Origin of the sequence: Streptomyces sp. Je 1-4 4N24 (genome assembly GCF_026239515.1) — a bacterium.
In the GTDB taxonomy this organism is placed as follows: domain Bacteria; phylum Actinomycetota; class Actinomycetes; order Streptomycetales; family Streptomycetaceae; genus Streptomyces; species Streptomyces nigrescens.
In genome coordinates, this window is the sequence record NZ_CP110836.1 from 5,186,224 (window position 1) to 5,212,645 (window position 26,422).

The 26,422-nt window shown below is 66.8% G+C and carries 24 protein-coding genes and 1 tRNA gene; 23 read left to right on the forward strand and 2 right to left on the reverse strand.

The genetic code is table 11. From position 1 onward, the window contains the following. Positions 1-17: 17 nt before the first annotated feature. On the forward strand, positions 18-1,073 hold the full coding sequence (locus SLV14N_RS22725; RefSeq protein ID WP_263270843.1) for a UDP-N-acetylmuramate dehydrogenase: 1,056 nt from the start codon (positions 18-20) through the stop codon (positions 1,071-1,073). Between the two features lie 103 nt (positions 1,074-1,176). On the opposite strand, the gene SLV14N_RS22730 is transcribed toward SLV14N_RS22725, so the two are convergent. Beyond that, the gene (locus tag SLV14N_RS22730) at positions 1,177-2,220 is read right to left on the reverse strand and encodes an adenosine deaminase (RefSeq protein ID WP_263270844.1); all 1,044 of its coding nucleotides are present in this window, start codon (positions 2,218-2,220) and stop codon (positions 1,177-1,179) included. A 139-nt stretch (positions 2,221-2,359) separates the two neighbouring features. Then, positions 2,360-3,595: a pyridoxal phosphate-dependent aminotransferase gene (locus tag SLV14N_RS22735; protein ID WP_018090920.1), complete on the reverse strand. Its 1,236-nt coding sequence runs from the start codon at positions 3,593-3,595 to the stop codon at positions 2,360-2,362. Positions 3,596-3,778: 183 nt separating this feature from the next. On the opposite strand from SLV14N_RS22735, the gene SLV14N_RS22740 reads away from it, so the two are divergent. The 22 genes from SLV14N_RS22740 (at position 3,779) to rpsC (ending at position 26,417) form a co-directional block, all read left to right on the forward strand. Beyond that, positions 3,779-3,851, forward strand: a tRNA-Trp gene (locus tag SLV14N_RS22740). Between the two features lie 108 nt (positions 3,852-3,959). Then, entirely contained in the window at positions 3,960-4,256 is a 297-nt protein-coding gene (gene secE / locus SLV14N_RS22745) for a preprotein translocase subunit SecE (protein ID WP_208683137.1), read from the forward strand. Positions 4,257-4,329: 73 nt separating this feature from the next. After that, a complete protein-coding gene (nusG, locus tag SLV14N_RS22750; protein WP_263270845.1) occupies positions 4,330-5,196 on the forward strand; it encodes a transcription termination/antitermination protein NusG in 867 nt (288 codons plus the stop codon). Between the two features lie 168 nt (positions 5,197-5,364). After that, positions 5,365-5,799 (forward strand): 50S ribosomal protein L11, encoded by a 435-nt coding sequence (gene rplK, locus SLV14N_RS22755; protein WP_009715899.1) that lies wholly within the window; start codon positions 5,365-5,367, stop codon positions 5,797-5,799. 82 nt (positions 5,800-5,881) lie between these two features. Then, a complete protein-coding gene (gene rplA, locus SLV14N_RS22760; protein WP_018090917.1) occupies positions 5,882-6,598 on the forward strand; it encodes a 50S ribosomal protein L1 in 717 nt (238 codons plus the stop codon). 434 nt (positions 6,599-7,032) lie between these two features. After that, positions 7,033-7,584, forward strand: a complete 552-nt coding sequence (gene rplJ, locus SLV14N_RS22765; RefSeq protein WP_026169847.1) for a 50S ribosomal protein L10 — start codon at positions 7,033-7,035, stop codon at positions 7,582-7,584. Between the two features lie 84 nt (positions 7,585-7,668). Continuing rightward, positions 7,669-8,055, forward strand: a complete 387-nt coding sequence (gene rplL / locus SLV14N_RS22770; protein WP_208683141.1) for a 50S ribosomal protein L7/L12 — start codon at positions 7,669-7,671, stop codon at positions 8,053-8,055. 622 nt (positions 8,056-8,677) lie between these two features. Further along, positions 8,678-12,160: a DNA-directed RNA polymerase subunit beta gene (gene rpoB / locus SLV14N_RS22775; protein ID WP_018090914.1), complete on the forward strand. Its 3,483-nt coding sequence runs from the start codon at positions 8,678-8,680 to the stop codon at positions 12,158-12,160. 99 nt (positions 12,161-12,259) lie between these two features. Beyond that, positions 12,260-16,159: a DNA-directed RNA polymerase subunit beta' gene (locus SLV14N_RS22780; RefSeq protein WP_208683143.1), complete on the forward strand. Its 3,900-nt coding sequence runs from the start codon at positions 12,260-12,262 to the stop codon at positions 16,157-16,159. 245 nt (positions 16,160-16,404) lie between these two features. After that, positions 16,405-16,887 carry a DUF1707 and DUF4190 domain-containing protein gene (locus SLV14N_RS22785; RefSeq protein ID WP_018090906.1) on the forward strand — a complete coding sequence of 161 codons (483 nt, stop codon included), beginning with the start codon at positions 16,405-16,407 and terminating at the stop codon, positions 16,885-16,887. Between the two features lie 391 nt (positions 16,888-17,278). Beyond that, entirely contained in the window at positions 17,279-17,650 is a 372-nt protein-coding gene (gene rpsL, locus SLV14N_RS22790) for a 30S ribosomal protein S12 (protein ID WP_003948652.1), read from the forward strand. Positions 17,651-17,652: 2 nt separating this feature from the next. Then, entirely contained in the window at positions 17,653-18,123 is a 471-nt protein-coding gene (gene rpsG, locus SLV14N_RS22795) for a 30S ribosomal protein S7 (RefSeq protein ID WP_004571813.1), read from the forward strand. 39 nt (positions 18,124-18,162) lie between these two features. After that, a complete protein-coding gene (gene fusA / locus SLV14N_RS22800; protein WP_208683144.1) occupies positions 18,163-20,283 on the forward strand; it encodes an elongation factor G in 2,121 nt (706 codons plus the stop codon). Positions 20,284-20,438: 155 nt separating this feature from the next. Continuing rightward, positions 20,439-21,632 carry an elongation factor Tu gene (tuf, locus tag SLV14N_RS22805; protein WP_127151661.1) on the forward strand — a complete coding sequence of 398 codons (1,194 nt, stop codon included), beginning with the start codon at positions 20,439-20,441 and terminating at the stop codon, positions 21,630-21,632. Between the two features lie 446 nt (positions 21,633-22,078). Next, entirely contained in the window at positions 22,079-22,387 is a 309-nt protein-coding gene (gene rpsJ, locus SLV14N_RS22810; RefSeq protein ID WP_003948644.1) for a 30S ribosomal protein S10, read from the forward strand. Positions 22,388-22,401: 14 nt separating this feature from the next. Further along, complete coding sequence (gene rplC, locus SLV14N_RS22815; protein ID WP_018090903.1) at positions 22,402-23,046, forward strand: 50S ribosomal protein L3; 645 nt, start codon at positions 22,402-22,404, stop codon at positions 23,044-23,046. A gap of 8 nt (positions 23,047-23,054) precedes the next feature. Next, entirely contained in the window at positions 23,055-23,705 is a 651-nt protein-coding gene (rplD, locus tag SLV14N_RS22820) for a 50S ribosomal protein L4 (protein WP_042155858.1), read from the forward strand. Next, complete coding sequence (gene rplW, locus SLV14N_RS22825; protein WP_033269707.1) at positions 23,705-24,028, forward strand: 50S ribosomal protein L23; 324 nt, start codon at positions 23,705-23,707, stop codon at positions 24,026-24,028. Before rplD ends, rplW begins: the two co-directional genes overlap by 1 nt. A 39-nt stretch (positions 24,029-24,067) precedes the next feature. Continuing rightward, positions 24,068-24,904 carry a 50S ribosomal protein L2 gene (rplB, locus tag SLV14N_RS22830; protein ID WP_088798407.1) on the forward strand — a complete coding sequence of 279 codons (837 nt, stop codon included), beginning with the start codon at positions 24,068-24,070 and terminating at the stop codon, positions 24,902-24,904. 12 nt (positions 24,905-24,916) lie between these two features. Further along, positions 24,917-25,198 carry a 30S ribosomal protein S19 gene (gene rpsS / locus SLV14N_RS22835; RefSeq protein WP_018090899.1) on the forward strand — a complete coding sequence of 94 codons (282 nt, stop codon included), beginning with the start codon at positions 24,917-24,919 and terminating at the stop codon, positions 25,196-25,198. 44 nt (positions 25,199-25,242) lie between these two features. Next, complete coding sequence (gene rplV / locus SLV14N_RS22840) at positions 25,243-25,590, forward strand: 50S ribosomal protein L22 (protein WP_006604878.1); 348 nt, start codon at positions 25,243-25,245, stop codon at positions 25,588-25,590. Then, on the forward strand, positions 25,590-26,417 hold the full coding sequence (rpsC, locus tag SLV14N_RS22845) for a 30S ribosomal protein S3 (protein WP_018090897.1): 828 nt from the start codon (positions 25,590-25,592) through the stop codon (positions 26,415-26,417). The genes rplV and rpsC overlap by 1 nt, the downstream gene beginning before the upstream one ends. Positions 26,418-26,422: the final 5 nt, after the last annotated feature.

Sequence of the window (26,422 nt, forward strand, 5' to 3'; positions counted from 1 at the left end):
CCCGTACCCTTGGGCGCGTGCAGGAACTCCACGACGCCCCCCTCGCCCCGCTGACCACCTTCCGCCTCGGCGGCCCGGCCACCCGCCTCGTCACGGCCACCACCGACGACGAGGTGATCGCTGCCGTCCGCGCGGCCGACGACGCCGGGACCCCGCTGCTGATCATCGGCGGCGGCAGCAATCTCGTCATCGGCGACAAGGGCTTCGACGGCACGGCCCTGCGCCTCGCCACCCGTGGCTTCGCGCTCGACGGCACGGCTCTCACGCTCGCCGCGGGCGAGAACTGGTCCGACGCGGTCGCCCGCACGGTCGAGGCGGGACTGGCCGGTGTCGAGTGCCTGGCCGGCATCCCCGGCTCCGCGGGCGCCACCCCGATCCAGAACGTGGGCGCGTACGGCCAGGAGGTCTCCACCACGATCACCGAGGTCGTCGCCTACGACCGCCGTCTCGGCGAGACCGTCACGATCCCCAACGAGGAGTGCGGCTTCTCGTACCGCCACAGCCGCTTCAAGCAGCACCCCGACCGGTTCGTGGTGCTGCGGGTGCGCTTCGCCCTGGAGGACGCCGGAGGCCTCTCCGCGCCCCTGAAGTACCCCGAGACCGCCCGTGCCCTCGGCGTCGAGGCCGGGGACCGGGTGCCGGCCGCCGTCGCCAGGGAGACCGTGCTGGCCCTGCGTGCCGGCAAGGGCATGGTGCTGGACCCCGAGGACCACGACACCTGGTCGGCGGGCTCGTTCTTCACCAACCCGATCCTCACCGAGGCCGAGTACGCCGTCTTCGTCGGCCGCGTCCAGGACCGTCTCGGCCCCGACGTCGCCCCGCCCGCGTTCCCGGCGGGCGACGGCCTGCTGAAGACCTCCGCGGCCTGGCTCATCGACCGGGCCGGCTTCACCAAGGGCTACGGCACCGGCCCCGCCCGCATCTCCACCAAGCACACCCTCGCGCTCACCAACCGCGGCGCGGCCACCACCGAGGACCTGCTCGCCCTGGCCCGCGAGGTCCGCGACGGCGTGCACACGGCCTTCGGCGTCACACTCGTCAACGAACCCGTCACGGTCGGCGTCAGCCTCTAGGGAACGTCTTCCCGATCACGGCGGACTCGCCTGATCGGGAACACACCCCCTGGGCGATCCGCACGGCATGCCCTGGAAGGCGCCTGGGTGGCCCTGGACGGCCCTACGCGGCCAGCCAGGCGTCGATCTCCGCCAGCACCCGCTGCTGCTCGTCCTGTGGGGCGCGTGAGCCGCGGACCGACTGCCGGGCCAGTTCGGCCAGTTCGGCGTCGGTGAAGCCGTGCGCGGTGCGGGCGATCTCGTACTGCGCGGCCAGCCGCGCGCCGAACAGCAGCGGGTCGTCCGCGCCCAGCGCCATCGGCACACCCGCGTCGAAGAGCGTCCGCAGCGGTACGTCCTCCGGCTTCTCGTAGACGCCCAGCGCCACATTCGACGCGGGGCACACCTCGCAGGTCACCCCGCGTGAGGCCAGCCGGCGCAGCAGCACGGGATCCTCCGCGGCCCGTACGCCGTGCCCCACCCGGCCGGCGTGCAGATCGTCCAGGCAGTCCCGGACGCTCGCCGGTCCCGACAGCTCACCGCCGTGCGGCGCCGCCAGCAGACCGCCCTCCCGGGCGATGGCGAAGGCACGGTCGAAGTCCCGGGCGAAACCCCGGCGTTCGTCGTTGGACAGCCCGAAGCCGATCACGCCGTGGTCGGCGTAGCGCACCGCGAGACGCGCCAGCGTACGGGCGTCCAAGGGGTGCTTCATACGGTTCGCGGCCACCAGGACGCGGATGCCGAGGCCGGTGTCCCGTGAGGCGCTGTGCACCGCGTCCAGGATGATCTCCAGGGCCGGGATCAGCCCGCCCAGCCGGGGGGCGTACGAGGTCGGGTCGACCTGGATCTCCAGCCAGCGCGACCCGTCGCGGACATCCTCCTCGGCGGCCTCGTGCACCAGCCGCTGGATGTCCTCGGGGGACCGCAGACACGACCGCGCGATGTCGTACAGCCGCTGGAAACGGAACCAGCCGCGCTCGTCGGTGGCTCTCAGCTGGGGAGGTTCACCGCTCCGCAGCGCCTCCGGCAGATGGACGCCGTACTTGTCGGCGAGCTCCAGCAGGGTCGTGGACCGCATCGAACCGGTGAAGTGCAGGTGCAGATGGGCCTTCGGCAATCGGCACAGGTCTCGGATTGCGGCTTCGCCGCGGGCACGAACGCTCTCCATCCCAAGATCTTGCCGCATCCGGGCGGTGCGCCGGTAGAGCTTTCCCGAAGGGGTGTCCGGGAGAACGCGCGAGCGGGCGCCCGGAAGGCTCCGGACGCCCGCTGCGCGACCACCTACGACTTTTCGTAGGTGGTCTTGATCACTTGGCCTCCGCCAGCAGCTTCTGGATCCGCGACACGCCCTCGACCAGGTCCTCGTCGCCCAGCGCGTACGAAAGCCGCAGGTAGCCGGGGGTGCCGAAGGCCTCGCCCGGGACGACGGCGACCTCCGCCTCCTCCAGGATCAGCTCGGCCAGCTCGACGCTGGTCTGGGGGCGCTTGCCGCGGATCTCCTTGCCCAGGAGCTCCTTGACCGACGGGTACGCGTAGAACGCGCCCTCCGGCTCCGGGCACAGCACCCCGTCGATCTCGTTGAGCATCCGCACGATGGTCCTGCGGCGCCGGTCGAAGGCGACCTTCATCTCCTCGACGGCCGTCAGATCGCCGGAGACCGCCGCGATGGCCGCGGCCTGCGCGACGTTGGAGACGTTGGACGTGGCGTGCGACTGGAGGTTCGCGGCGGCCTTGATGACGTCCTTGGGGCCGATCGCCCAGCCCACCCGCCAGCCGGTCATCGCATACGTCTTCGCCACACCGTTGACGATGATGCACTTGTCGCGCAGCTCGGGCACGACCACCGGCAGCGACGAGAACGCGGCGTCGCCGTAGACCAGGTGCTCGTAGATCTCGTCGGTCAGCACCCACAGGCCGTGCTCGGCGGCCCAGCGGCCCACGGCCTCGACCTGCTCGCGGCTGTAGACGGCGCCGGTCGGGTTCGACGGCGAGACGAACAGCAGCACCTTGGTGCGGTCCGTACGGGCCGCCTCCAGCTGCTCCACGGTCACGCGGTAGCCCGTGGTCTCGTCCGCGACGACATCGACCGGCACACCGCCGGCCAGACGGATCGACTCGGGGTAGGTGGTCCAGTACGGCGCCGGGACGATGACCTCGTCGCCCGGGTCGAGGATCGCTGCGAAGGCCTCGTAGATCGCCTGCTTGCCGCCGTTGGTCACCAGGACGTTCGCGGCCTCGATCTCGTAGCCGGAGTCGCGCAGTGTCTTCGCGGCGATCGCGGTCTTCAGCTCGGGGAGGCCGCCGGCCGGGGTGTAGCGGTGGTACTTCGGGTTGCGGCAGGCCTCGATCGCCGCCTCGACGATGTAGTCGGGCGTCGGGAAGTCGGGCTCACCGGCACCGAAGCCGATCACCGGGCGTCCGGCGGCCTTGAGGGCCTTCGCCTTGGCGTCGACGGCGAGGGTCGCGGACTCGGAGATCGCACCGACGCGGGCCGAGACCCGGCGGTCTGCGGGGGACGAAGCGGGAGGAGTGGCAGCGCTCATATCTGCATCGTCCCAGACCTCTGACGAGCCCGGCACATCGGTTTGCGGGCACCACCCGGGACGTTTCTGTTCGACGCCCGGCTCTGAAGCACGTACACTCGCTGACCGTTGGCTCCCGACAGGTCGCCGCGGTGCACGCACGTAGTGCAGTCGGCCGCATGCGGTAGGTTGGGGGAACCACAAAGGGTCGTAGCTCAATTGGTAGAGCACTGGTCTCCAAAACCAGCGGTTGGGGGTTCAAGTCCCTCCGGCCCTGCTACACGCACTTCTTCACCACGGTGCGTGCACGCGTACGTATGAAATGCACCGCCGTGCGGCTCAACCGGGCGCGGCACGGCCACGACCCGGATTCAGGTGAGGACGAGTGACGGACGCCCTGGGCTCCATCGACATGCCTGAGCGCGGTCGTTCCGAGGACGAAACCGCGGAATCCCAGAAGAAGCCCCGTCGCGGCGGCAAGCGCGGCAAGAAGGGCCCCTTCGCACGGCTCGCGCTCTTCTACCGCCAGGTCGTGGCGGAGCTCCGCAAGGTCGTCTGGCCCACGCGCAGCCAGCTGTCGACGTACACCACCGTGGTGATCATCTTCGTTGTCATCATCATCGGTCTCGTAACCGTGATTGACTTGGGAATCAACCGAGTCGTCGGGTACGTCTTCGGCTGATCCCGCGGAGGGCGCCTCAGCGGGCGCCCATTTCGCATGTTCAACCCCTTGAAGCCAGGAAGAAGCAGCCACCGTGTCTGACCCGAACCTGAACGACGCCGCCGACTCCGCCGAGACGGCAGCGGCCGACGTGGACGCGGCTGCCTCGGCCGAGGTCCAGGGCGACGACACCGAACTCGAGATCGTCCAGGCCGCCGACGAGGTCGACGAGCTGGACGCCGAGGAAGCCGCCGCCGGTGAGCCCGCCGAGGCCGCCGCGGTGCACGTCGAGGACGAGGACGAAGCCGCCGGTGAAGCCGCCGAGGAAGAGGAAGAGGAGCCGGTCGACCCGGTGGCCGCCCTCCGCGACGAACTCCGCGGCCTCCCCGGTGAGTGGTACGTCATCCACACCTACGCGGGTTACGAGAACCGCGTGAAGACCAATCTCGAGCAGCGTGCCGTTTCGCTGAACGTCGAGGACTACATCTTCCAGGCCGAGGTGCCGCAGGAAGAGGTCGCCCAGATCAAGAACGGCGAGCGCAAGACCATCCGCCAGAACAAGCTCCCGGGCTACGTGCTGGTGCGCATGGACCTGACGAACGAGTCCTGGGGCGTCGTCCGCAACACCCCGGGTGTCACGGGCTTCGTCGGCAACGCCTACGACCCCTACCCGCTGACGCTGGACGAGATCGTCAAGATGCTCGCCCCGGAGGCCGAGGAGAAGGCCGCCAAGGAGGCCGCCGCGGCCGAGGGCAAGCCGGCGCCGTCCCGCAAGGTCGAGGTCCAGGTGCTGGACTTCGAGGTGGGCGACTCCGTCACCGTCACCGACGGCCCGTTCGCGACGCTGCAGGCCACGATCAACGAGATCAACGCCGACTCGAAGAAGGTCAAGGGCCTCGTCGAGATCTTCGGCCGCGAGACCCCGGTCGAGCTCAGCTTCGACCAGATCCAGAAGAACTAGGTTCTTCCGGAACACCAGCCAAATCGACCAGGTCAGACGGGCTCACAGCCGGTCTGACCTGCTCGGTTTTTGGCCGCACGACCATACCCGTTATCGTTGTGCGGTATGCCTCCATCCGGATGACCGGGTGGAATGGCGAAACACCTCTCACTAGGACCCGGAGAGAGCATGCCTCCCAAGAAGAAGAAGGTCACGGGGCTTATCAAGCTCCAGATCCAGGCCGGTGCCGCAAACCCGGCTCCGCCGGTCGGCCCCGCGCTGGGTCAGCACGGCGTCAACATCATGGAGTTCTGCAAGGCCTACAACGCCGCGACCGAGTCGCAGCGTGGCATGGTCGTGCCGGTGGAGATCACGGTCTACGAAGACCGTTCCTTCACCTTCATCACCAAGACCCCGCCGGCCGCGAAGCTCATCCTGAAGGCCGCGGGCGTGGAGAAGGGCTCCGGCGAGCCGCACAAGACCAAGGTCGCGAAGATCACGCGTGACCAGGTCCGTGACATCGCCACCACCAAGATGCCCGACCTGAACGCCAACGACCTGGACGCCGCCGAGAAGATCATCGCCGGCACCGCCCGTTCCATGGGCATCACGGTCGAGGGCTGATCCCAGCCCTTCAGGCACCACACGTGGCAGGGCCAGGCGCTGGTCCGCACCACGACTCCACCCCACTGCACCAGGAGCAGAAGTGAAGCGCAGCAAGACTCTTCGCAACGCGGACGCGAAGATCGACCGGGAGCGTCTGTACGCCCCCCTCGAGGCCGTCCGTCTCGCCAAGGACACCGCGTCCGTCAAGTTCGACGCGACCGTCGAGGTCGCCATGCGTCTGGGTGTCGACCCGCGCAAGGCGGACCAGATGGTCCGTGGCACCGTGAACCTCCCGCACGGCACCGGTAAGACCGCCCGGGTCCTGGTCTTCGCGACCGGTGACCGTGCTGCGGCCGCGGAAGCCGCCGGCGCCGACATCGTCGGCTCGGACGAACTGATCGACGAGGTCTCCAAGGGCCGTCTGGACTTCGACGCCGTCGTCGCCACCCCGGACCTCATGGGCAAGGTCGGCCGCCTCGGCCGCGTGCTCGGTCCGCGTGGTCTGATGCCGAACCCGAAGACCGGCACGGTCACCCCGGATGTCGCCAAGGCTGTCACCGACATCAAGGGCGGCAAGATCGAGTTCCGCGTGGACAAGCACGCGAACCTCCACTTCATCATCGGCAAGGTCTCCTTCGACGAGACCAAGCTGGTGGAGAACTACGCCGCGGCGCTCGAGGAGATCTCCCGCCTCAAGCCGTCCGCCGCCAAGGGCCGCTACATCAAGAAGGCCACCATCACCACCACGATGGGCCCTGGCATCCCGCTGGACGCCAACCGCACCCGCAACCTCCTCGTCGAGGACGAGGCCGTCTGATCTCCGCGATCGGCGCCTCATAGCGTGTGACCACTGTCGTCAGGCCCCGCTCTCCCGCAAGGAGGGCGGGGCCTGACGCATGCTGTGCCGCCCTTCCGGGCCCACGCTGCCCCCGTGGCGCGGCCGGCCCGCAGGACGCGCTCCAGCAGCCGTGAGCGGCGCCCGCGCCCCCTCTCGGCCGATTTGCCTGACGCAGGGCTCTCCCGTACCGTATGCGGAAGCCAAAGACCGCTGGTTGTCTCTGCGCGTCCGGTCCCGGACGTGTAGTGGCCGAAGGATCCGCTAGCTGCGGACGGCCTGCGCAGGTGTGTATGGATGAACTCCCGGACGGAATTCCGCCCTGGTTGAGTACGCCCCGTGCGCCTGCGCCGGGGCGTTTGTTTTGCCCAGCCCCTTCTGCGCGGTCCTCATCACCCGGAAGGAGGCCGAGGCTCATGGCGACGTCTGACAAGATCGCAGCCGTTGAGGAGATCACTGAGAAGCTCCGTGGTTCCAACGCAGCTGTTGTGACTTCTTACACCGGACTGACTGTGGCGCAGCTCAAGGAGCTGCGTCGTTCTCTCGGCGAGAACGCTCAGTACCGTGTGGTGAAGAACACGCTGACCAAGATCGCGGCCAAGGAGGCCGGGATTCAGCTGGACGAGCACCTCAAGGGCTCGACCGCTGTTGCCTTCGTGACCGGTGACCCGGTCACGGCGGCGAAGGGTCTTCGTGACTTCGCCAAGGAAAACCCCTCTCTCGTCATCAAGGGCGGTGTCCTTGAAGGCAAGGCGCTGTCCGCCGACGAGATCAAGAAGCTTGCGGACCTCGAGTCCCGTGAGGTTCTGCTCGCCAAGCTGGCGGGTGGCATGAAGGCGTCCATGGCCAAGGCCGCGGCGACCTTCCAGGCCCCGCTCACGAAGTTCGCCCGCACCGCGGACGCGCTTCGCAGCAAGGTCGAGCAGGGCGGTGCCGGTACGCCGGCTCCCGCCGAGGCTGCCGAGTAATCACTCGGACGCTCAGCGGGCCCGTAGTACGCCCGCCAGACATGTACATCCGGCACCAGCCGAATTAGTGGAAGGACCGCCACCATGGCGAAGCTCAGCCAGGAAGACCTGCTCGCGCAGTTCGAGGAGATGACCCTCATCGAGCTCTCCGAGTTCGTGAAGGCGTTCGAGGACAAGTTCGACGTCGAGGCCGCTGCCCCCGTCGCCGTTGCCGCCGCCGGTGCCCCGGGCGCCCCGGCCGCCGCCGAGGCCGAGGAGCAGGACGAGTTCGACGTCATCCTCACCGGTGCGGGCGACAAGAAGATCCAGGTCATCAAGGTCGTGCGTGAGCTGACCTCCCTGGGCCTGAAGGAGGCCAAGGACCTCGTCGACGGCACCCCGAAGCCCGTCCTCGAGAAGGTCGCCAAGGACGCCGCCGAGAAGGCCGCCGAGTCCCTCAAGGGCGCCGGCGCCTCCGTCGAGGTCAAGTGACTTCACCGGGTCTTCGGACTCGCGTCCTGAGCGCCTGAGGCGTCAGGGACACCAGCCAAGGGCGATCACCCATGCGGGTGGTCGCCCTTCGGCGTGCTCGCCACGGCTGCATTGTCTCGTGCCTGCGTGCGAGTATGGTGATCATCGTTGCCCGGACGTGCCCCCATGTGACGATCTCCCAGAGGTGGGGGGCCTTGACGAACCGGACGCGGCGCGCAATTCTCGGGACGCGACGCAGAAGCGATCCAGGGTTCGAGGCATGGATCGCGGACGAAGAGGGAAGCATCGGTGTGCGCCACTGGCGCAGGGCTTTCGGCAGGCGCATGGCATTGAGAAGAACAAACGAGGGCTTCCTCCGGTGCGGAGGGCATGACCTCCCGGAGGGAGAAGATCGGTATCACGGTGCTGAACCGGTCTCCGGAAACTCGCTCTGGACATCAGTGTGCCAAGTGGCTACACTGACCCTTTGCGCTGCCTGTTAGCTGCTCCCTGCCCGTCACCAGGGGCATACCCGAGCCCGAGCAAAGCTGAATGATCTGCCCTGATCTGGGCTTTCCCTCAGTCTGCTCGATTCGGGACCGGTACGCGCGTAGTGAGTCCGAGCCCTCGGAAGGACCCCCTCTTGGCCGCCTCGCGCAACGCCTCGACTGCCAATACGAACAACGGCGACAGCACCGCCCCGCTGCGCATCTCTTTTGCGAAGATCAAGGAGCCCCTCGGGGTTCCGAACCTCCTTGCGCTGCAGACCGAAAGCTTCGACTGGCTGCTCGGCAATGCCGCATGGAAGGGTCGCGTCGAGGCTGCGCTGGAGAGTGGGCAGGAAGTCCCCACCAAGTCCGGTCTGGAAGAGATCTTCGAAGAGATCTCCCCGATCGAGGACTTCTCCGGGTCGATGTCGCTGACGTTCCGCGACCACCGCTTCGAGCCCCCGAAGAACTCCATCGATGAGTGCAAGGAGCGCGACTTCACGTACGCGGCTCCGCTCTTCGTCACCGCTGAGTTCACCAACAACGAGACCGGCGAGATCAAGTCCCAGACGGTCTTCATGGGCGACTTCCCGCTCATGACGAACAAGGGCACCTTCTGCATCAACGGCACCGAGCGTGTCGTCGTCTCGCAGCTGGTGCGCTCGCCGGGCGTGTACTTCGACAGCTCCATCGACAAGACGTCCGACAAGGACATCTTCTCCGCCAAGATCATCCCGTCCCGGGGTGCCTGGCTGGAGATGGAGATCGACAAGCGCGACATGGTCGGTGTGCGCATCGACCGTAAGCGCAAGCAGTCCGTGACCGTCCTGCTCAAGGCGCTCGGTTGGACGACCGAGCAGATCCTCGAGGAGTTCGGCGAGTACGAGTCCATGCGCGCCACCCTGGAGAAGGACCACACCCAGGGTCAGGACGATGCGCTGCTCGACATCTACCGCAAGCTGCGTCCGGGCGAGCCGCCGACCCGCGAGGCCGCGCAGACGCTGCTCGAGAACCTGTACTTCAACCCCAAGCGCTACGACCTCGCGAAGGTCGGCCGCTACAAGGTCAACAAGAAGCTCGGTGGCGACGAGCCGCTCGACGCCGGTGTGCTGACCACCGATGACGTCATCGCGACGATCAAGTACCTGGTCAAGCTGCACGCCGGCGAGACCGAGACGATCGGCGAGAACGGCAACTCCATCGTTGTCGAGACCGACGACATCGACCACTTCGGCAACCGTCGTCTGCGCAACGTCGGCGAGCTCATCCAGAACCAGGTCCGCACGGGTCTGGCTCGTATGGAGCGCGTCGTGCGTGAGCGCATGACCACCCAGGACGTCGAGGCGATCACGCCGCAGACCCTGATCAACATCCGGCCGGTCGTCGCCTCCATCAAGGAGTTCTTCGGCACCAGCCAGCTGTCCCAGTTCATGGACCAGACCAACCCGCTGTCGGGTCTGACCCACAAGCGTCGTCTGTCGGCGCTGGGCCCGGGTGGTCTCTCCCGTGAGCGGGCCGGCCTGGACGTCCGTGACGTGCACCCCTCGCACTACGGCCGTATGTGCCCGATTGAGACCCCTGAAGGTCCCAACATCGGTCTGATCGGCTCGCTGGCCTCCTACGGCCGGGTCAACGTCTTCGGCTTCATCGAGACGCCGTACCGCAAGGTCGTCGACGGCCAGGTCACGGAGGAGGTGGACTACCTCACCGCTGATGAGGAGGACCGCTTCCTGATCGCCCAGGCGAACGCGAAGCTCTCCGACGACATGCGCTTCTCCGAGCAGCGTGTCCTGGTCCGCCGTCGTGGCGGCGAGGTCGACCTCGTCCCCGCCGACGAGGTGGACTTCATGGACGTCTCGCCGCGCCAGATGGTGTCGGCCGCGACCGCCATGATCCCGTTCCTCGAGCACGACGACGCCAACCGTGCGCTCATGGGATCGAACATGATGCGCCAGGCCGTTCCGCTGATCAAGGCGGAGTCGCCGCTGGTCGGCACCGGCATGGAGTACCGCTGTGCGGTCGACGCCGGTGACGTCATCAAGGCGGAGAAGGACGGTGTGGTCCAGGAGGTCTCCGCGGACTACATCACCGTCGCCAACGACGACGGCACGTACACCACGTACCGCGTCGCCAAGTTCACCCGCTCCAACCAGGGCACCTCCTTCAACCAGAAGGTCGTCGTGGACGAGGGCGCGCGGGTCATCGAGGGCCAGGTCCTCGCCGACGGTCCGTCCACGGACGAAGGCGAGATGGCGCTCGGCAAGAACCTGCTCGTCGCGTTCATGCCGTGGGAGGGTCACAACTACGAGGACGCGATCATCCTGTCGCAGCGCCTCGTGCAGGACGACGTCCTCTCCTCGATCCACATCGAGGAGCACGAGGTCGACGCCCGTGACACCAAGCTGGGCCCCGAGGAGATCACCCGGGACATCCCGAACGTCTCCGAAGAGGTCCTCTCCGACCTCGACGAGCGCGGCATCATCCGTATCGGTGCCGAGGTCGTCGCCGGCGACATCCTCGTCGGCAAGGTCACGCCCAAGGGTGAGACCGAGCTGACCCCCGAGGAGCGCCTGCTCCGCGCGATCTTCGGTGAGAAGGCGCGCGAGGTGCGCGACACCTCGCTGAAGGTGCCGCACGGTGAGATCGGCAAGGTCATCGGCGTCCGCGTCTTCGACCGTGAAGAGGGCGACGAGCTGCCCCCGGGCGTGAACCAGCTGGTCCGCGTCTACGTCGCCCAGAAGCGCAAGATCACCGACGGTGACAAGCTCGCCGGCCGTCACGGCAACAAGGGCGTCATCTCGAAGATCCTGCCGGTCGAGGACATGCCGTTCCTGGAGGACGGCACCCCGGTCGACATCATCCTCAACCCGCTGGGTGTCCCGTCCCGAATGAACCCGGGACAGGTCCTGGAGATCCACCTCGGCTGGCTCGCCAGCCAGGGGTGGAAGGTCGAGGGCTCCGAGGACTGGCAGCAGCGTCTGCAGGCGATCGGCGCCGACGACGTCGCTCCCCGCACCAACGTCGCGACCCCGGTCTTCGACGGTGCGCGCGAGGACGAGCTGGCGGGTCTCTTCGACTCGACGCTCCCCAACCGCGACGGCGAGCGGATGGTCAAGGGCTCCGGCAAGGCGCAGCTGTTCGACGGCCGCTCCGGTGAGCCCTTCCCGGACCCGATCTCGGTCGGGTACATGTACATCCTCAAGCTGCACCACCTGGTCGACGACAAGCTGCACGCGCGCTCGACCGGTCCGTACTCGATGATCACCCAGCAGCCGCTGGGTGGTAAGGCTCAGTTCGGTGGCCAGCGGTTCGGTGAGATGGAGGTGTGGGCGCTGGAGGCTTACGGCGCCGCATACGCCCTCCAGGAGCTGCTGACGATCAAGTCCGACGACGTGACCGGCCGCGTGAAGGTCTACGAGGCCATCGTCAAGGGCGAGAACATCCCCGAGCCCGGCATTCCCGAGTCCTTCAAGGTGCTCATCAAGGAAATGCAGTCCCTGTGCCTCAACGTGGAGGTGCTGTCCTCGGACGGCATGTCCATCGAGATGCGCGACACCGACGAGGACGTCTTCCGCGCTGCGGAGGAGCTCGGCATCGACCTGTCCCGGCGCGAGCCGAGCAGCGTCGAAGAGGTCTGACGGGAGTTCGGCCGGGGAGCCAGTGATGGTTCCCCGGCCGGCCCCAGGACCCCCGTTTCAGACCCCAAGACTTACAACCCTGAGAGGGATTGACGCATAGTGCTCGACGTCAACTTCTTCGATGAGCTCCGGATCGGTCTGGCAACCGCTGACGACATCCGTCAGTGGAGCCACGGCGAGGTCAAGAAGCCCGAGACCATCAACTACCGCACGCTCAAGCCCGAAAAGGACGGACTCTTCTGCGAGAAGATCTTCGGTCCTACCCGGGACTGGGAGTGCTACTGCGGTAAGTACAAGCGCGTCCGCTTCAAGGGCATCATCTGCGAGCGCTGCGGCGTCGAGGTCACTCGCGCCAAGGTGCGCCGTGAGCGGATGGGCCACATCGAGCTGGCCGCTCCCGTGACCCACATCTGGTACTTCAAGGGCGTGCCGAGCCGGCTGGGCTACCTGCTGGACCTCGCGCCCAAGGACCTCGAGAAGGTCATCTACTTCGCCGCCTACATGATCACGTGGGTGGACGAGGAGCGTCGTACGCGCGACCTGCCCTCGCTGGAGGCGCATGTCTCCGTCGAGCGTCAGCAGATCGAGCAGCGCCGCGACTCCGACCTGGAGGCCCGCGCCAAGAAGCTCGAGACCGACCTGGCCGAGCTGGAGGCCGAGGGCGCCAAGGCGGACGTCCGCCGCAAGGTGCGCGAGGGCGCCGAGCGTGAGATGAAGCAGCTGCGTGACCGTGCGCAGCGCGAGATCGACCGTCTCGACGAGGTGTGGAACCGCTTCAAGAACCTCAAGGTCCAGGACCTTGAGGGCGATGAGCTGCTCTACCGCGAGCTGCGTGACCGCTTCGGCACGTACTTCGACGGCTCCATGGGTGCCGCTGCCCTGCAGAAGCGCCTGGAGACCTTCGACCTGGACGAGGAGGCCGAGCGCCTCCGCGAGATCATCCGTACCGGCAAGGGCCAGAAGAAGACCCGTGCGCTCAAGCGCCTCAAGGTCGTCTCCGCCTTCCTGCAGACCCGCAACAGCCCCAAGGGCATGGTGCTGGACTGCATCCCGGTGATCCCGCCGGACCTGCGTCCGATGGTGCAGCTGGACGGTGGCCGCTTCGCGACCTCCGACCTGAACGACCTGTACCGCCGTGTGATCAACCGCAACAACCGCCTCAAGCGTCTCCTTGACCTCGGTGCCCCCGAGATCATCGTGAACAACGAGAAGCGGATGCTGCAGGAGGCCGTCGACGCGCTGTTCGACAACGGCCGCCGCGGCCGTCCGGTCACCGGTCCCGGTAACCGCCCGCTGAAGTCCCTCAGCGACATGCTGAAGGGTAAGCAGGGCCGGTTCCGTCAGAACCTGCTCGGTAAGCGAGTCGACTACTCGGCGCGTTCCGTCATCGTCGTCGGCCCGCAGCTCAAGCTGCACCAGTGCGGTCTGCCCAAGGCCATGGCGCTGGAGCTCTTCAAGCCGTTCGTGATGAAGCGCCTGGTGGACCTCAACCACGCGCAGAACATCAAGAGCGCGAAGCGCATGGTCGAGCGCGGCCGCACGGTCGTCTACGACGTGCTCGAAGAGGTCATCGCCGAGCACCCGGTGCTGCTGAACCGTGCGCCCACGCTGCACCGTCTGGGCATCCAGGCCTTCGAGCCGCAGCTGGTCGAGGGCAAGGCCATTCAGATTCACCCGCTCGTCTGCACCGCGTTCAACGCGGACTTCGACGGTGACCAGATGGCCGTCCACCTCCCGCTGTCCGCGGAGGCCCAGGCCGAGGCCCGCATCCTGATGCTGTCCTCGAACAACATCCTCAAGCCGGCCGACGGCCGTCCGGTCACCATGCCGACCCAGGACATGGTGCTCGGCCTCTTCTTCCTCACCACGGATGAAGAGGAGCGCGAGGTCAAGGGTGAGGGCCGGGCCTTCGGCTCGGTCGCCGAGGCCATCATGGCCTTCGACGCCCGTGAGCTCTCGCTGCAGGCGAAGGTCGACATCCGCTTCCCGATCGGCACCGTCCCGCCCCGCGGCTGGACCCCGCCGGTTCCGGAGGAGGGCGAGCCCGAGTGGCAGCAGGGTGACAGCTTCCGGCTGCGGACGACCCTGGGCCGCGCGCTCTTCAACGAGCTGCTGCCCGAGGACTACCCGTTCGTCGACTACTCGGTGGGCAAGAAGCAGCTCTCCGCGATCGTCAACGACCTGGCCGAGCGCTACCCCAAGGTCATCGTGGCGGCGACGCTCGACAACCTGAAGGCGGCCGGTTTCCACTGGGCGACCCGTTCCGGCGTCACCGTCGCCGTCTCGGACATCGTCGTGCCGGAGGCCAAGAAGGCCATCGTCGCGGGCTACGAGGCCCAGGACGAGAAGGTCCAGAAGCAGTACGAGCGCGGTCTGATCACCAAGGACGAGCGCACTCAGGAACTGATCAACATCTGGACCAAGGCGACCAACGAGGTCGCCGAGGCGATGAACGAGAACTTCCCCAAGACGAACCCCATCTTCATGATGGTTGACTCGGGTGCCCGAGGAAACATGATGCAGATGCGGCAGATCGCCGGTATGCGTGGTCTGGTGTCGAACGCGAAGAACGAGACCATCCCGCGTCCGATCAAGGCGTCGTTCCGCGAGGGTCTGTCCGTGCTCGAGTACTTCATCTCCACGCACGGTGCCCGTAAGGGTCTGGCGGACACCGCCCTTCGTACCGCCGACTCCGGTTACCTCACCCGTCGTCTGGTCGACGTCTCCCAGGACGTCATCATTCGCGAGGAGGACTGCGGCACGGAGCGCGGCCTCAAGCTGCGGATCGCCTCGAAGGACGCCGCCGGTGTCCTGCGCAAGGCGGACGACGTCGAGTCCAGCGTCTACGCACGCATGCTGGCCGAGGATGTCGTCGTCGACGGCAAGGTCGTCGCCCCGGCGAACGTCGACCTCGGTGACGTGCTCATCGACGCGCTGGTTAACGCGGGCGTCGAGGAGGTCAAGACCCGCTCGGTCCTGACCTGTGAGTCCGCGGTCGGCACCTGTGCCTTCTGCTACGGCCGTTCGCTGGCCACCGGCAAGCTGGTCGACATCGGTGAGGCGGTCGGCATCATCGCCGCCCAGTCCATCGGTGAGCCCGGCACCCAGCTGACGATGCGTACCTTCCACACCGGTGGTGTGGCCGGTGACGACATCACCCTGGGTCTGCCGCGTGTCGTCGAGCTCTTCGAGGCCCGTACGCCCAAGGGCGTCGCCCCGATCTCGGAGGCGGCCGGCCGCGTCCGGATCGAGGAGACCGAGAAGACCAAGAAGGTCGTCGTCACCCCGGACGACGGCAGCGACGAGATGGCCTACGGCGTCTCCAAGCGTGCCCGTCTCCTGGTGGGCGAGGGCGACCACGTCACGGTCGGCCAGCCGATGACCGTGGGTGCCGTGAACCCGCACGACGTGCTGCGGATCCTCGGCCAGCGTGCCGTCCAGGTCCACCTGGTCGGCGAGGTCCAGAAGGTCTACAACAGCCAGGGCGTGGCGATCCACGACAAGCACATCGAGATCATCATCCGGCAGATGCTGCGCCGTGTGACGATCATCGAGTCCGGCGACGCGGAGCTGCTGCCGGGCGAGCTGGTGGAGCGCACGAAGTTCGAGGGCGAGAACCGTCGGGTCGTGGCGGAAGGCGGCCACCCGGCCTCCGGCCGTCCGCAGCTGATGGGTATCACCAAGGCTTCGCTGGCCACCGAGTCGTGGCTGTCGGCGGCGTCCTTCCAGGAGACGACCAGGGTCCTGACCGACGCGGCGATCAACGCCAAGTCGGACTCCCTGATCGGCCTCAAGGAGAACGTCATCATCGGTAAGCTCATCCCGGCCGGTACGGGCCTGTCCCGCTACCGCAACATCCGGGTCGAGCCCACCGAGGAAGCCAAGGCCGCGATGTACTCGGCCGTCGGTTACGACGACATCGACTACTCGCCCTTCGGCACCGGCTCCGGCCAGGCGGTCCCGCTGGAGGACTACGACTACGGTCCGTACAACCAGTAAGCCTGGTCCGTACGACAGCAACAGGGCGGCCATCCCTTCGGGGGTGGCCGCCCTGCGGCGTCGGCGCGGCGCTCGCGTCGGGCGCTCCCGCCGAGTTGGGGGCCGCGCGGGGGAACTTGTCCTCCCATCCCTGCGTCTGTGATGAGAAGATGGGGACAACTGTCGAGCGGGGGGAGGTTCGCGAAGTGGCATTCCAACCGTGGCAGGGCGGTCAGCCGGCGCAGCCGTCGAATCAGGTGCCTGCCATGCGCGCCTCGCACGCCGATCGTGAGCGGACGGTCGATGTGCTCAAGGCGGGGTTCGCCGAGGGGCGGCTGCAGCAGCCGGAGTACGAACAGCGGCTCACGCGGGCCTACAAGGCGCAGACACACGCCGAACTGCAGATGCTGGTCGCGGATCTGCCGCAGGGGCCGGTGCCGCAGGCACAGTTCGTGCCGCAGCGGCCGATGGTGCCGGCGACCTTCATGCCGATGCAGATGCCGGTGCCGGTGACGACGAACAGCTCGGCGACGGGCGCACTGGTCTGCGGGATCATGACGCCGGTGACGTGGGGCCTGACGGCGATTCCGGCGGTGATCCTGGGGCACAAGGCGCGGGCCGAGATCCGCCGCTCCGGCGAGCGCGGGGACGGCCAGGCCCTCACGGGTCTCATTCTGGGCTGGCTGGCGATCGGTGGCTGGGCGCTGTTCCTGCTGGTGTTCATACTCTCCGCCGCGGTCAATCTCTAGGGGGCCGAGCGGAGGCCGGCCGGCGGACGCGGTGCCGCCGGGGGAGGGCCGGCGCGGGGGCGTGGCGCCTTCTTCCGTACGGCCGTGGATCGCACTACGGTGACCGCAACGCCGTGAGGAGTCCGGCGTGTCCTTCGCGTGTGCATTTGTTTTGACCGCAGCCAATGCGGTAGGTACGCTCTGACCTTGTGCCTGGGGTGTCCCTGGGCTGCCGTGCGCGAAATCTCCCGCTGGGGGGACCAGCACGGAAGCCGGGTTTTGACACCGCAATCTGCCGCCTCACTCGTTCCAGCGAGGGACCGGACTGCAGTATTCGACACACCCGACCGCGTGGGTCGGGGATGTTCCAGGTTAGCTTTACCGAGACTGGCACACAGAAACCGGAGAAACGGTGCCTACGATCCAGCAGCTGGTCCGCAAGGGCCGGCAGGACAAGGTCGAGAAGAACAAGACGCCCGCGCTCGAGGGTTCCCCCCAGCGCCGTGGCGTCTGCACGCGTGTTTTCACGACCACCCCGAAGAAGCCGAACTCGGCCCTGCGTAAGGTCGCGCGTGTGCGTCTGACCAGCGGGATCGAGGTCACTGCTTACATTCCGGGTGAGGGCCACAACCTCCAGGAGCACTCGATCGTGCTCGTGCGTGGCGGCCGTGTGAAGGACCTGCCGGGTGTTCGGTACAAGATCATCCGCGGCTCCCTCGACACGCAGGGCGTCAAGAACCGCAAGCAGGCTCGCAGCCGCTACGGCGCCAAGAAGGAGAAGTAAGAATGCCTCGTAAGGGCCCCGCCCCGAAGCGCCCGGTCATCATCGACCCGGTCTACGGCTCTCCTCTGGTGACCTCCCTCATCAACAAGGTTCTGCTGAACGGCAAGCGCTCCACCGCTGAGCGCATCGTTTACGGCGCCATGGAGGGTCTGCGCGAGAAGACCGGCAACGACCCGGTCATCACGCTCAAGCGCGCGCTCGAGAACATCAAGCCGACCCTTGAGGTCAAGTCCCGCCGCGTCGGTGGCGCGACCTACCAGGTCCCGGTCGAGGTCAAGCCCGGCCGTGCGGCCACCCTCTCGCTCCGCTGGCTCGTGGGCTACTCCCGCGCCCGCCGCGAGAAGACCATGACCGAGCGCCTCATGAACGAACTGCTCGACGCCTCCAACGGCCTCGGCGCTTCGGTCAAGAAGCGTGAGGACACGCACAAGATGGCCGAGTCCAACAAGGCCTTCGCGCACTACCGCTGGTAGTCGCAACCCACATCGAGACCGAGAGAAGATTGAGCCACTATGGCCACCACTTCGCTTGACCTGGCCAAGGTCCGCAATATCGGGATCATGGCCCACATCGACGCGGGCAAGACGACCACCACCGAGCGGATCCTGTTCTACACCGGTGTTTCGTACAAGATCGGTGAGGTCCACGACGGCGCTGCCACGATGGACTGGATGGAGCAGGAGCAGGAGCGCGGCATCACCATCACGTCTGCCGCGACGACCTGCCACTGGCCGCTGGAAGACGTCGACAACACCATCAACATCATCGACACCCCGGGCCACGTCGACTTCACGGTCGAGGTGGAGCGCTCGCTGCGCGTCCTGGACGGTGCGGTGACGGTGTTCGACGGCGTTGCCGGTGTCGAGCCCCAGTCCGAGACCGTCTGGCGTCAGGCGGACCGCTACGGCGTTCCGCGTATCTGCTTCGTCAACAAGCTCGACCGTACGGGCGCCGAGTTCCACCGCTGCGTCGACATGATCGTGGACCGCCTGGGCGCGACCCCGATCGTGATGCAGCTGCCGATCGGCACCGAGGCGGACTTCAAGGGCGTCGTCGACCTCGTCAGCATGAAGGCCCTGGTCTGGTCGGCCGAGGCCGCCAAGGGCGAGATGTACGACACCGTCGACATCCCGGACACGCACATCGAGGCGGCCGACGAGTGGCGCGGCAAGCTGCTCGAGGCCGTTGCCGAGAACGATGAAGAGATCATGGAGCTGTACCTGGAGGGCCAGGAGCCCACCGTGGAGCAGCTCTACGCGGCGATCCGCCGGATCACCATCGCCTCCGGCAAGGCCGAGAACACCACCGTCACTCCGGTGTTCTGCGGTACCGCGTTCAAGAACAAGGGTGTGCAGCCCCTGCTCGACGCGGTCGTGCGCTACCTCCCCTCCCCGCTGGACGTCGAGGCCATTGAGGGCCACGCGGTCAGCGACCCGGAAGAGGTCATCAAGCGCAAGCCGTCCGAGGACGAGCCGCTGTCCGCTCTTGCGTTCAAGATTGCGAGCGACCCCCACCTGGGCAAGCTCACCTTCATCCGGGTGTACTCGGGCCGCCTCGAGGCCGGCTCGCAGGTGCAGAACTCGGTGAAGGGCAAGAAGGAGCGCATCGGCAAGATCTACCGGATGCACGCGAACAAGCGTGAGGAGATCGAGTCGGTGGGTGCCGGTGACATCGTCGCCGTCATGGGTCTGAAGCAGACCACCACCGGTGAGACCCTCTGCGACGCGTCGAACCCGGTCATCCTTGAGTCGATGGAGTTCCCGGCCCCGGTCATCCAGGTCGCCATTGAGCCCAAGTCCAAGGGCGACCAGGAGAAGCTGGGTGTCGCCATCCAGCGACTCGCCGAAGAGGACCCCTCGTTCCAGGTTCACACCGACGAGGAGACCGGCCAGACCATCATCGCGGGTATGGGCGAGCTGCACCTCGACGTGCTGGTCGACCGTATGAAGCGTGAGTTCCGGGTCGAGGCCAACGTCGGCAAGCCGCAGGTCGCCTACCGCGAGACCCTGCGCAAGGCCGTCGAGCGTCTCGACTACACGCACAAGAAGCAGACTGGTGGTTCCGGCCAGTTCGCGAAGGTGCAGATCGCGATCGCTCCGCTCGAGGGCGACGGGTACGAGTTCGAGAACAAGGTCACCGGTGGCCGTATCCCGCGGGAGTACATCCCGTCCGTGGACGCGGGCTGCCAGGAGGCCATGGAGTTCGGTGTTCTCGCCGGCTACCCGCTGACCGGTGTCAAGGTCACGCTCCTCGACGGTGCCTTCCACGAGGTCGACTCCTCGGAGATGGCCTTCAAGATCGCTGGTTCGATGGCCTTCAAGGAGGCCGCGCGCAAGGCCTCCCCGGCCCTGCTCGAGCCGATGATGAAGGTCGAGGTCACCACGCCCGAGGACTACATGGGCGATGTGATCGGCGACATCAACTCCCGCCGTGGACAGATCCAGTCCATGGAGGAGCGCAGTGGCGCCAAGCTCGTCACGGGCCTGGTCCCCCTGTCGGAGATGTTCGGCTACGTCGGCGACCTCCGCAGCAAGACCTCGGGTCGCGCAAGCTACTCGATGCAGTTCGACTCCTACGCCGAGGTTCCCCGGAACGTCGCCGAGGAGATCATCGCGAAGGCCAAGGGCGAATAGGTCCGTCTCCCGAGAGTCGGAACACGCTTTAGGCTTGACACCGTCTGCCGGGGTAATCCCCGCAATCCGTGAGGAATGCCCCGGCAGCCGGCATCCCAGCAAAGATCACCTGGCGCCGATGAGTAAGGCGTACAGAACCACTTCAGGAGGAACCAGTGGCGAAGGCGAAGTTCGAGCGGACTAAGCCGCACGTCAACATCGGCACCATCGGTCACATTGACCACGGTAAGACGACCCTCACGGCCGCCATTACCAAGGTGCTGCACGACGCGTACCCGGACCTGAACGAGGCCTCGGCCTTCGACCAGATCGACAAGGCTCCTGAGGAGCGCCAGCGCGGTATCACGATTTCGATCGCGCACGTCGAGTACCAGACGGAGAACCGTCACTACGCCCACGTCGACTGCCCCGGTCACGCGGACTACATCAAGAACATGATCACGGGTGCGGCGCAGATGGACGGCGCCATCCTCGTGGTCGCCGCGACCGACGGCCCGATGCCGCAGACCAAGGAGCACGTGCTCCTGGCCCGCCAGGTCGGCGTTCCGTACATCGTTGTCGCCCTGAACAAGGCCGACATGGTGGACGACGAGGAGATCCTGGAGCTCGTCGAGCTCGAGGTCCGTGAGCTCCTCTCCGAGTACGAGTTCCCCGGCGACGACGTTCCGGTCGTCAAGGTCTCGGCGCTCAAGGCGCTCGAGGGCGACAAGGAGTGGGGCGACTCCGTCCTCAAGCTCATGAACGCCGTCGACGAGTCGATCCCGCAGCCCGAGCGCGACGTCGACAAGCCGTTCCTGATGCCGATCGAGGACGTCTTCACGATCACCGGCCGTGGCACCGTTGTCACCGGTCGTATCGAGCGTGGTGTCCTCAAGGTCAACGAGACCGTCGACATCATCGGCATCAAGACCGAGAAGACCACCACCACGGTCACCGGTATCGAGATGTTCCGGAAGCTCCTCGACGAGGGCCAGGCCGGTGAGAACGTCGGTCTGCTCCTCCGCGGCATCAAGCGCGAGGACGTCGAGCGCGGCCAGGTCATCATCAAGCCGGGCTCGGTCACGCCGCACACCTCCTTCGAGGCCCAGGCGTACATCCTGTCGAAGGACGAGGGTGGCCGTCACACCCCGTTCTTCAACAACTACCGCCCGCAGTTCTACTTCCGTACCACGGACGTGACCGGCGTCGTGACCCTCCCCGAGGGCACCGAGATGGTCATGCCGGGCGACAACACCGAGATGACGGTCGAGCTGATCCAGCCGGTCGCCATGGAGGAGGGCCTGAAGTTCGCCATCCGTGAGGGTGGCCGGACCGTCGGCGCCGGCCAGGTCACCAAGATCACGAAGTAATTTCGCTGATCCGGTCGATCCGGTCGTAGCTCCCCGGAGCTCATGAGGAGCCCCGTCCACCGTCAGGTGGGCGGGGCTCCTTGACAGTTGGGGTCCGATTGGCCTTACGCGTCCCAGGTGTGGCACACTGTCCAGGTTGCTCGGTTGAGTGCCGATGCTGCGCGCCTCCCGCCGGGAGGACCGGAAGCGAGTCCCAGGTATTCGTCGTCCCTTCTCAGGGCCGGAAATACGGGAATCTTCCGGGAAGCGTCAGCGGGGTGCCTCGGCCAGGCACCCGGTGGGTGTTCTTCCCCTGCCTTCTCCTTCTTGAAGGATTCCCTTTACGGGGATTTACGAGAAGGGGTGCGACACGCCCGACCGCGTGGGTCGGAGAAGAACAGCGCTTCCGCTGAGGCGCAGCGCACCGGGTCCCAGAGCGTTACGAGAGACAGGACTACGAAGTAGCCATGGCGGGACAGAAGATCCGCATCCGGCTCAAGGCCTACGACCACGAGGTCATCGACTCCTCGGCGAAGAAGATCGTCGAGACGGTGACCCGCACTGGTGCGTCGGTCGCGGGCCCGGTGCCGCTGCCCACTGAAAAGAACGTGTACTGCGTCATCAAGTCGCCGCACAAGTACAAGGACTCGCGCGAGCACTTCGAGATGCGCACGCACAAGCGCCTGATCGACATCCTCGACCCGACGCCCAAGACCGTTGACTCGCTGATGCGCCTGGACCTTCCGGCCGGCGTTGACATCGAGATCAAGCTCTGAGAGGCGCGGAAGAGATGGCTAAGCAGATCAAGGGCATCCTGGGCGAGAAGCTCGGCATGACCCAGGTCTGGGACGAGAACAACCGTGTCGTCCCGGTGACCGTGGTGAAGGCCGGCCCCTGTGTCGTTACCCAGGTGCGCACCAATGACCAGGACGGTTACGACTCCGTCCAGATCGCCTTCGGCGAGATCGACCCGCGCAAGGTGAACAAGCCCCTCAAGGGCCACTTCGCGAAGGCCGACGTCACCCCCCGTCGTCACCTCGTCGAGGTCCGTACCACCGACGCCGGTGAGTACACCCTCGGCCAGGAGCTGACCGCTGAGACCTTCGAGTCCGGCGTCAAGGTGGATGTGACCGGCAAGAGCAAGGGCAAGGGCTTCGCCGGTGTCATGAAGCGTCACGGCTTCCATGGCGGCAAGGCCTCCCACGGTGCCCACCGTGTGCACCGTAAGCCTGGCTCCATCGGTGGCTGTGCCACCCCGGGCCGCGTGTTCAAGGGCATGCGGATGGCCGGCCGTATGGGCAATGAGCGGGTCACCACCCAGAACCTGACCGTCCACGCCGTTGACGCGGAGAAGGGTCTGCTGCTCATCAAGGGCGCAGTTCCTGGTCCGAACGGCGGCCTCGTCCTGGTCCGTACCGCGGCCAAGGGGGCCTGAGGTAACCGATGAGCACCATTGACATCCTTTCGCCGGCAGGCGACAAGGCCGGTACCGTCGAGCTCCCCACGGAGATCTTCGACGCCAAGGTCAGCGTTCCGCTGATCCACCAGGTCGTTGTCGCACAGCTGGCCGCGGCCCGTCAGGGCACGCACAAGACCAAGACTCGCGGCGAGGTCCGCGGCGGTGGCAAGAAGCCGTACCGCCAGAAGGGCACCGGCCGGGCGCGTCAGGGTTCGACCCGTGCGCCGCAGTTCGCCGGCGGTGGCATCGTCCACGGCCCCGTGCCGCGTGACTACAGCCAGCGGACCCCGAAGAAGATGAAGGTTGCCGCCCTGCGCGGTGCCCTCACCGACCGGGCCCGCAACAGCCGCATCCACGTCGTTGCCGGCGTGGTCGAGGGCGACATCTCCACCAAGGCCGCCAAGACGCTTCTCGGCAAGGTCAGCGAGCGCAAGAACGTGCTTCTGGTCGCCGAGCGCAGCGACGAGGCCGCGTGGCTGTCCGCCCGCAACCTGCCCCAGGTTCACATCCTGGAGCCGGGCCAGCTGAACACGTACGACGTGCTCGTCTCCGACGACGTGGTCTTCACCAAGGCCGCTTTCGAGTCCTTCGTGTCTGGCCCCAAGGCCGCTGAGACCGAAGGGAGCGACGCCTGATGACTGAGGCCGTCGTCACCAGCAAGACCTTCTCGGACCCGCGTGACGTGCTCGTCAAGCCGGTTGTCTCGGAGAAGAGCTACGCGCTGCTGGACGAGAACAAGTACACGTTCATCGTCGCGCCCGGCGCGAACAAGACCCAGATCAAGCAGGCCGTCGAGGCGGTCTTCTCGGTCAAGGTCACCGGGGTCAACACGATCAACCGGCAGGGCAAGCGCAAGCGCACCCGCACCGGTTACGGCAAGCGCGCGAACACCAAGCGCGCCATCGTGACCCTCGCCGAGGGCGACCGTATCGACATCTTCGGCGGCCCGGTCTCCTAACGGAGTCCGAGTCGTCCGGAATCGGACGAGGACTGAGAAATGGGTATCCGCAAGTACAAGCCGACGACCCCGGGCCGTCGTGGCTCCAGCGTCGCCGACTTTGTCGAGATCACGCGGTCCACGCCGGAGAAGTCGCTGGTCCGCCCGCTGCACAGCAAGGGCGGCCGTAACAACGCCGGTCGTGTGACCGTTCGCCACCAGGGCGGTGGCCACAAGCGCGCCTACCGAGTGATCGACTTCCGTCGTCACGACAAGGACGGCGTGCCGGCCAAGGTCGCGCACATCGAGTACGACCCGAACCGCACCGCGCGCATCGCGCTGCTGCACTACGCAGACGGCGAGAAGCGCTACATCATCGCGCCCCGTGGCCTGGTCCAGGGTGCTCGGATTGAGAACGGCGCTGGCGCCGACATCAAGCCGGGCAACAACCTGCCGCTGCGTCACATCCCCGTGGGTACGACGATCCACGCGATCGAGCTCCGTCCGGGCGGCGGTGCGAAGTTCGCCCGCTCTGCCGGTGCCTCCGTGCAGCTGCTGGCGAAGGAGGGCCGCATGGCTCACCTTCGTATGCCGTCCGGTGAGATCCGCCTGGTCGACGTGCGCTGCCGCGCCACTGTCGGCGAGGTCGGCAACGCCGAGCAGTCGAACATCAACTGGGGTAAGGCCGGCCGTATGCGCTGGAAGGGCGTCCGCCCGACCGTGCGTGGTGTCGTGATGAACCCCGTCGACCACCCGCACGGTGGTGGTGAGGGCAAGACCTCCGGTGGTCGCCACCCGGTCTCGCCGTGGGGTCAGAAGGAGGGTCGTACTCGTTCGCCGAAGAAGGCGAGCAACAAGTACATCGTCCGCCGCCGCAAGACGAACAAGAAGCGCTAGGAGCGGGTTTAGATGCCGCGCAGTCTCAAGAAGGGGCCCTTCGTCGACGACCACCTTTCCAAGAAGGTGGATGTTCAGAACGATGCCGGCACCAAGAACGTCATCAAGACCTGGTCCCGCCGCTCCATGATCGTCCCGGCCATGCTCGGCCACACGATCGCGGTGCACGACGGCCGCAAGCACGTCCCGGTGTTCGTCACCGAGTCGATGGTCGGCCACAAGCTCGGCGAGTTTGCGCCGACCCGCACCTTCCGCGGCCACGAGAAGGACGACCGCAAGTCGCGTCGTCGCTGATCGACCGGAGTGCGAAGACTATGACTGACACCGAAGGGACAACCATGGAAGCCAGGGCCCAGGCGCGGTACATCCGCGTCACGCCCATGAAGGCCCGCCGCGTGGTGGACCTTATCCGTGGCATGGATGCCACGGAGGCTCAGGCGGTCCTGCGTTTCGCCCCGCAGGCCGCGAGCGTGCCGGTTGGCAAGGTGCTGGACAGCGCCATTGCCAACGCTGCACACAACTACGACCACACCGACGCCGGCAGCCTCGTCATCTCCGAGGCCTATGTCGACGAGGGCCCGACCCTGAAGCGGTTCCGTCCGCGTGCTCAGGGCCGTGCCTACCGGATCCGCAAGCGGACCAGCCACATCACCGTGGTCGTCAGCAGCAAGGAAGGAACCCGGTAATGGGCCAGAAGGTAAACCCGCACGGGTTCCGCCTCGGCGTGACGACGGACTTCAAGTCCCGCTGGTACGCCGACAAGCTGTACAAGGACTACGTCAAGGAAGACGTCGCCATTCGTCGCATGATGACGAAGGGCATGGAGCGCGCCGGTATCTCCAAGGTGGAGATCGAGCGCACCCGTGAGCGCGTCCGCGTTGACATCCACACCGCTCGTCCGGGCATCGTCATCGGCCGCCGCGGCGCCGAGGCCGACCGCATCCGCGGCGAGCTGGAGAAGCTGACCGGCAAGCAGGTCCAGCTGAACATCCTCGAGGTCAAGAACCCCGAGACCGATGCTCAGCTCGTGGCCCAGGCCGTCGCCGAGCAGCTCTCGTCCCGCGTCTCCTTCCGTCGCGCCATGCGTAAGAGCATGCAGTCGACGATGAAGGCCGGCGCCAAGGGCATCAAGATCCAGTGCGGTGGCCGTCTCGGCGGCGCCGAGATGTCCCGCTCGGAGTTCTACCGCGAGGGCCGTGTGCCCCTGCACACGCTCCGCGCGAACGTCGACTACGGCTTCTTCGAGGCCAAGACCACCTTCGGCCGCATCGGCGTGAAGGTCTGGATCTACAAGGGCGACGTCAAGAACATCGCCGAGGTGCGTGCCGAGAACGCTGCCGCCCGTGCGGGTAACCGCCCGGCCCGCGGTGGCGGCAACGACCGCCCGCGCCGCGGTGGCGAGCGTGGCGGCCGCGGTGGCCGCAAGCCGCAGCAGCAGACCGCCGCTGCCGAGGCCCCCAAGGCCGAGGCCGCTGCCGCTGCTCCGGCGGAGACCCCCGGAACGGAGGCCTGACCGAC

Excerpts from the sequence above, each read along its gene's own strand:
- SLV14N_RS22730 (WP_263270844.1), bottom strand. The coding sequence starts at position 2,220 with ATGGAGAGCGTTCGTGCCCGCGGCGAAGCCGCAATCCGAGACCTGTGC.
- SLV14N_RS22735 (WP_018090920.1), bottom strand. The coding sequence starts at position 3,595 with ATGAGCGCTGCCACTCCTCCCGCTTCGTCCCCCGCAGACCGCCGGGTC.
- rplK (WP_009715899.1), top strand. The coding sequence starts at position 5,365 with ATGCCTCCCAAGAAGAAGAAGGTCACGGGGCTTATCAAGCTCCAGATC.
- rplJ (WP_026169847.1), top strand. The coding sequence starts at position 7,033 with ATGGCGACGTCTGACAAGATCGCAGCCGTTGAGGAGATCACTGAGAAG.
- rplL (WP_208683141.1), top strand. The coding sequence starts at position 7,669 with ATGGCGAAGCTCAGCCAGGAAGACCTGCTCGCGCAGTTCGAGGAGATG.
- SLV14N_RS22785 (WP_018090906.1), top strand. The coding sequence starts at position 16,405 with ATGCGCGCCTCGCACGCCGATCGTGAGCGGACGGTCGATGTGCTCAAG.
- rpsG (WP_004571813.1), top strand. The coding sequence starts at position 17,653 with ATGCCTCGTAAGGGCCCCGCCCCGAAGCGCCCGGTCATCATCGACCCG.
- fusA (WP_208683144.1), top strand. The coding sequence starts at position 18,163 with ATGGCCACCACTTCGCTTGACCTGGCCAAGGTCCGCAATATCGGGATC.
- rpsJ (WP_003948644.1), top strand. The coding sequence starts at position 22,079 with ATGGCGGGACAGAAGATCCGCATCCGGCTCAAGGCCTACGACCACGAG.
- rplC (WP_018090903.1), top strand. The coding sequence starts at position 22,402 with ATGGCTAAGCAGATCAAGGGCATCCTGGGCGAGAAGCTCGGCATGACC.
- rplD (WP_042155858.1), top strand. The coding sequence starts at position 23,055 with ATGAGCACCATTGACATCCTTTCGCCGGCAGGCGACAAGGCCGGTACC.
- rplW (WP_033269707.1), top strand. The coding sequence starts at position 23,705 with ATGACTGAGGCCGTCGTCACCAGCAAGACCTTCTCGGACCCGCGTGAC.
- rplB (WP_088798407.1), top strand. The coding sequence starts at position 24,068 with ATGGGTATCCGCAAGTACAAGCCGACGACCCCGGGCCGTCGTGGCTCC.
- rpsS (WP_018090899.1), top strand. The coding sequence starts at position 24,917 with ATGCCGCGCAGTCTCAAGAAGGGGCCCTTCGTCGACGACCACCTTTCC.
- rplV (WP_006604878.1), top strand. The coding sequence starts at position 25,243 with ATGGAAGCCAGGGCCCAGGCGCGGTACATCCGCGTCACGCCCATGAAG.
- rpsC (WP_018090897.1), top strand. The coding sequence starts at position 25,590 with ATGGGCCAGAAGGTAAACCCGCACGGGTTCCGCCTCGGCGTGACGACG.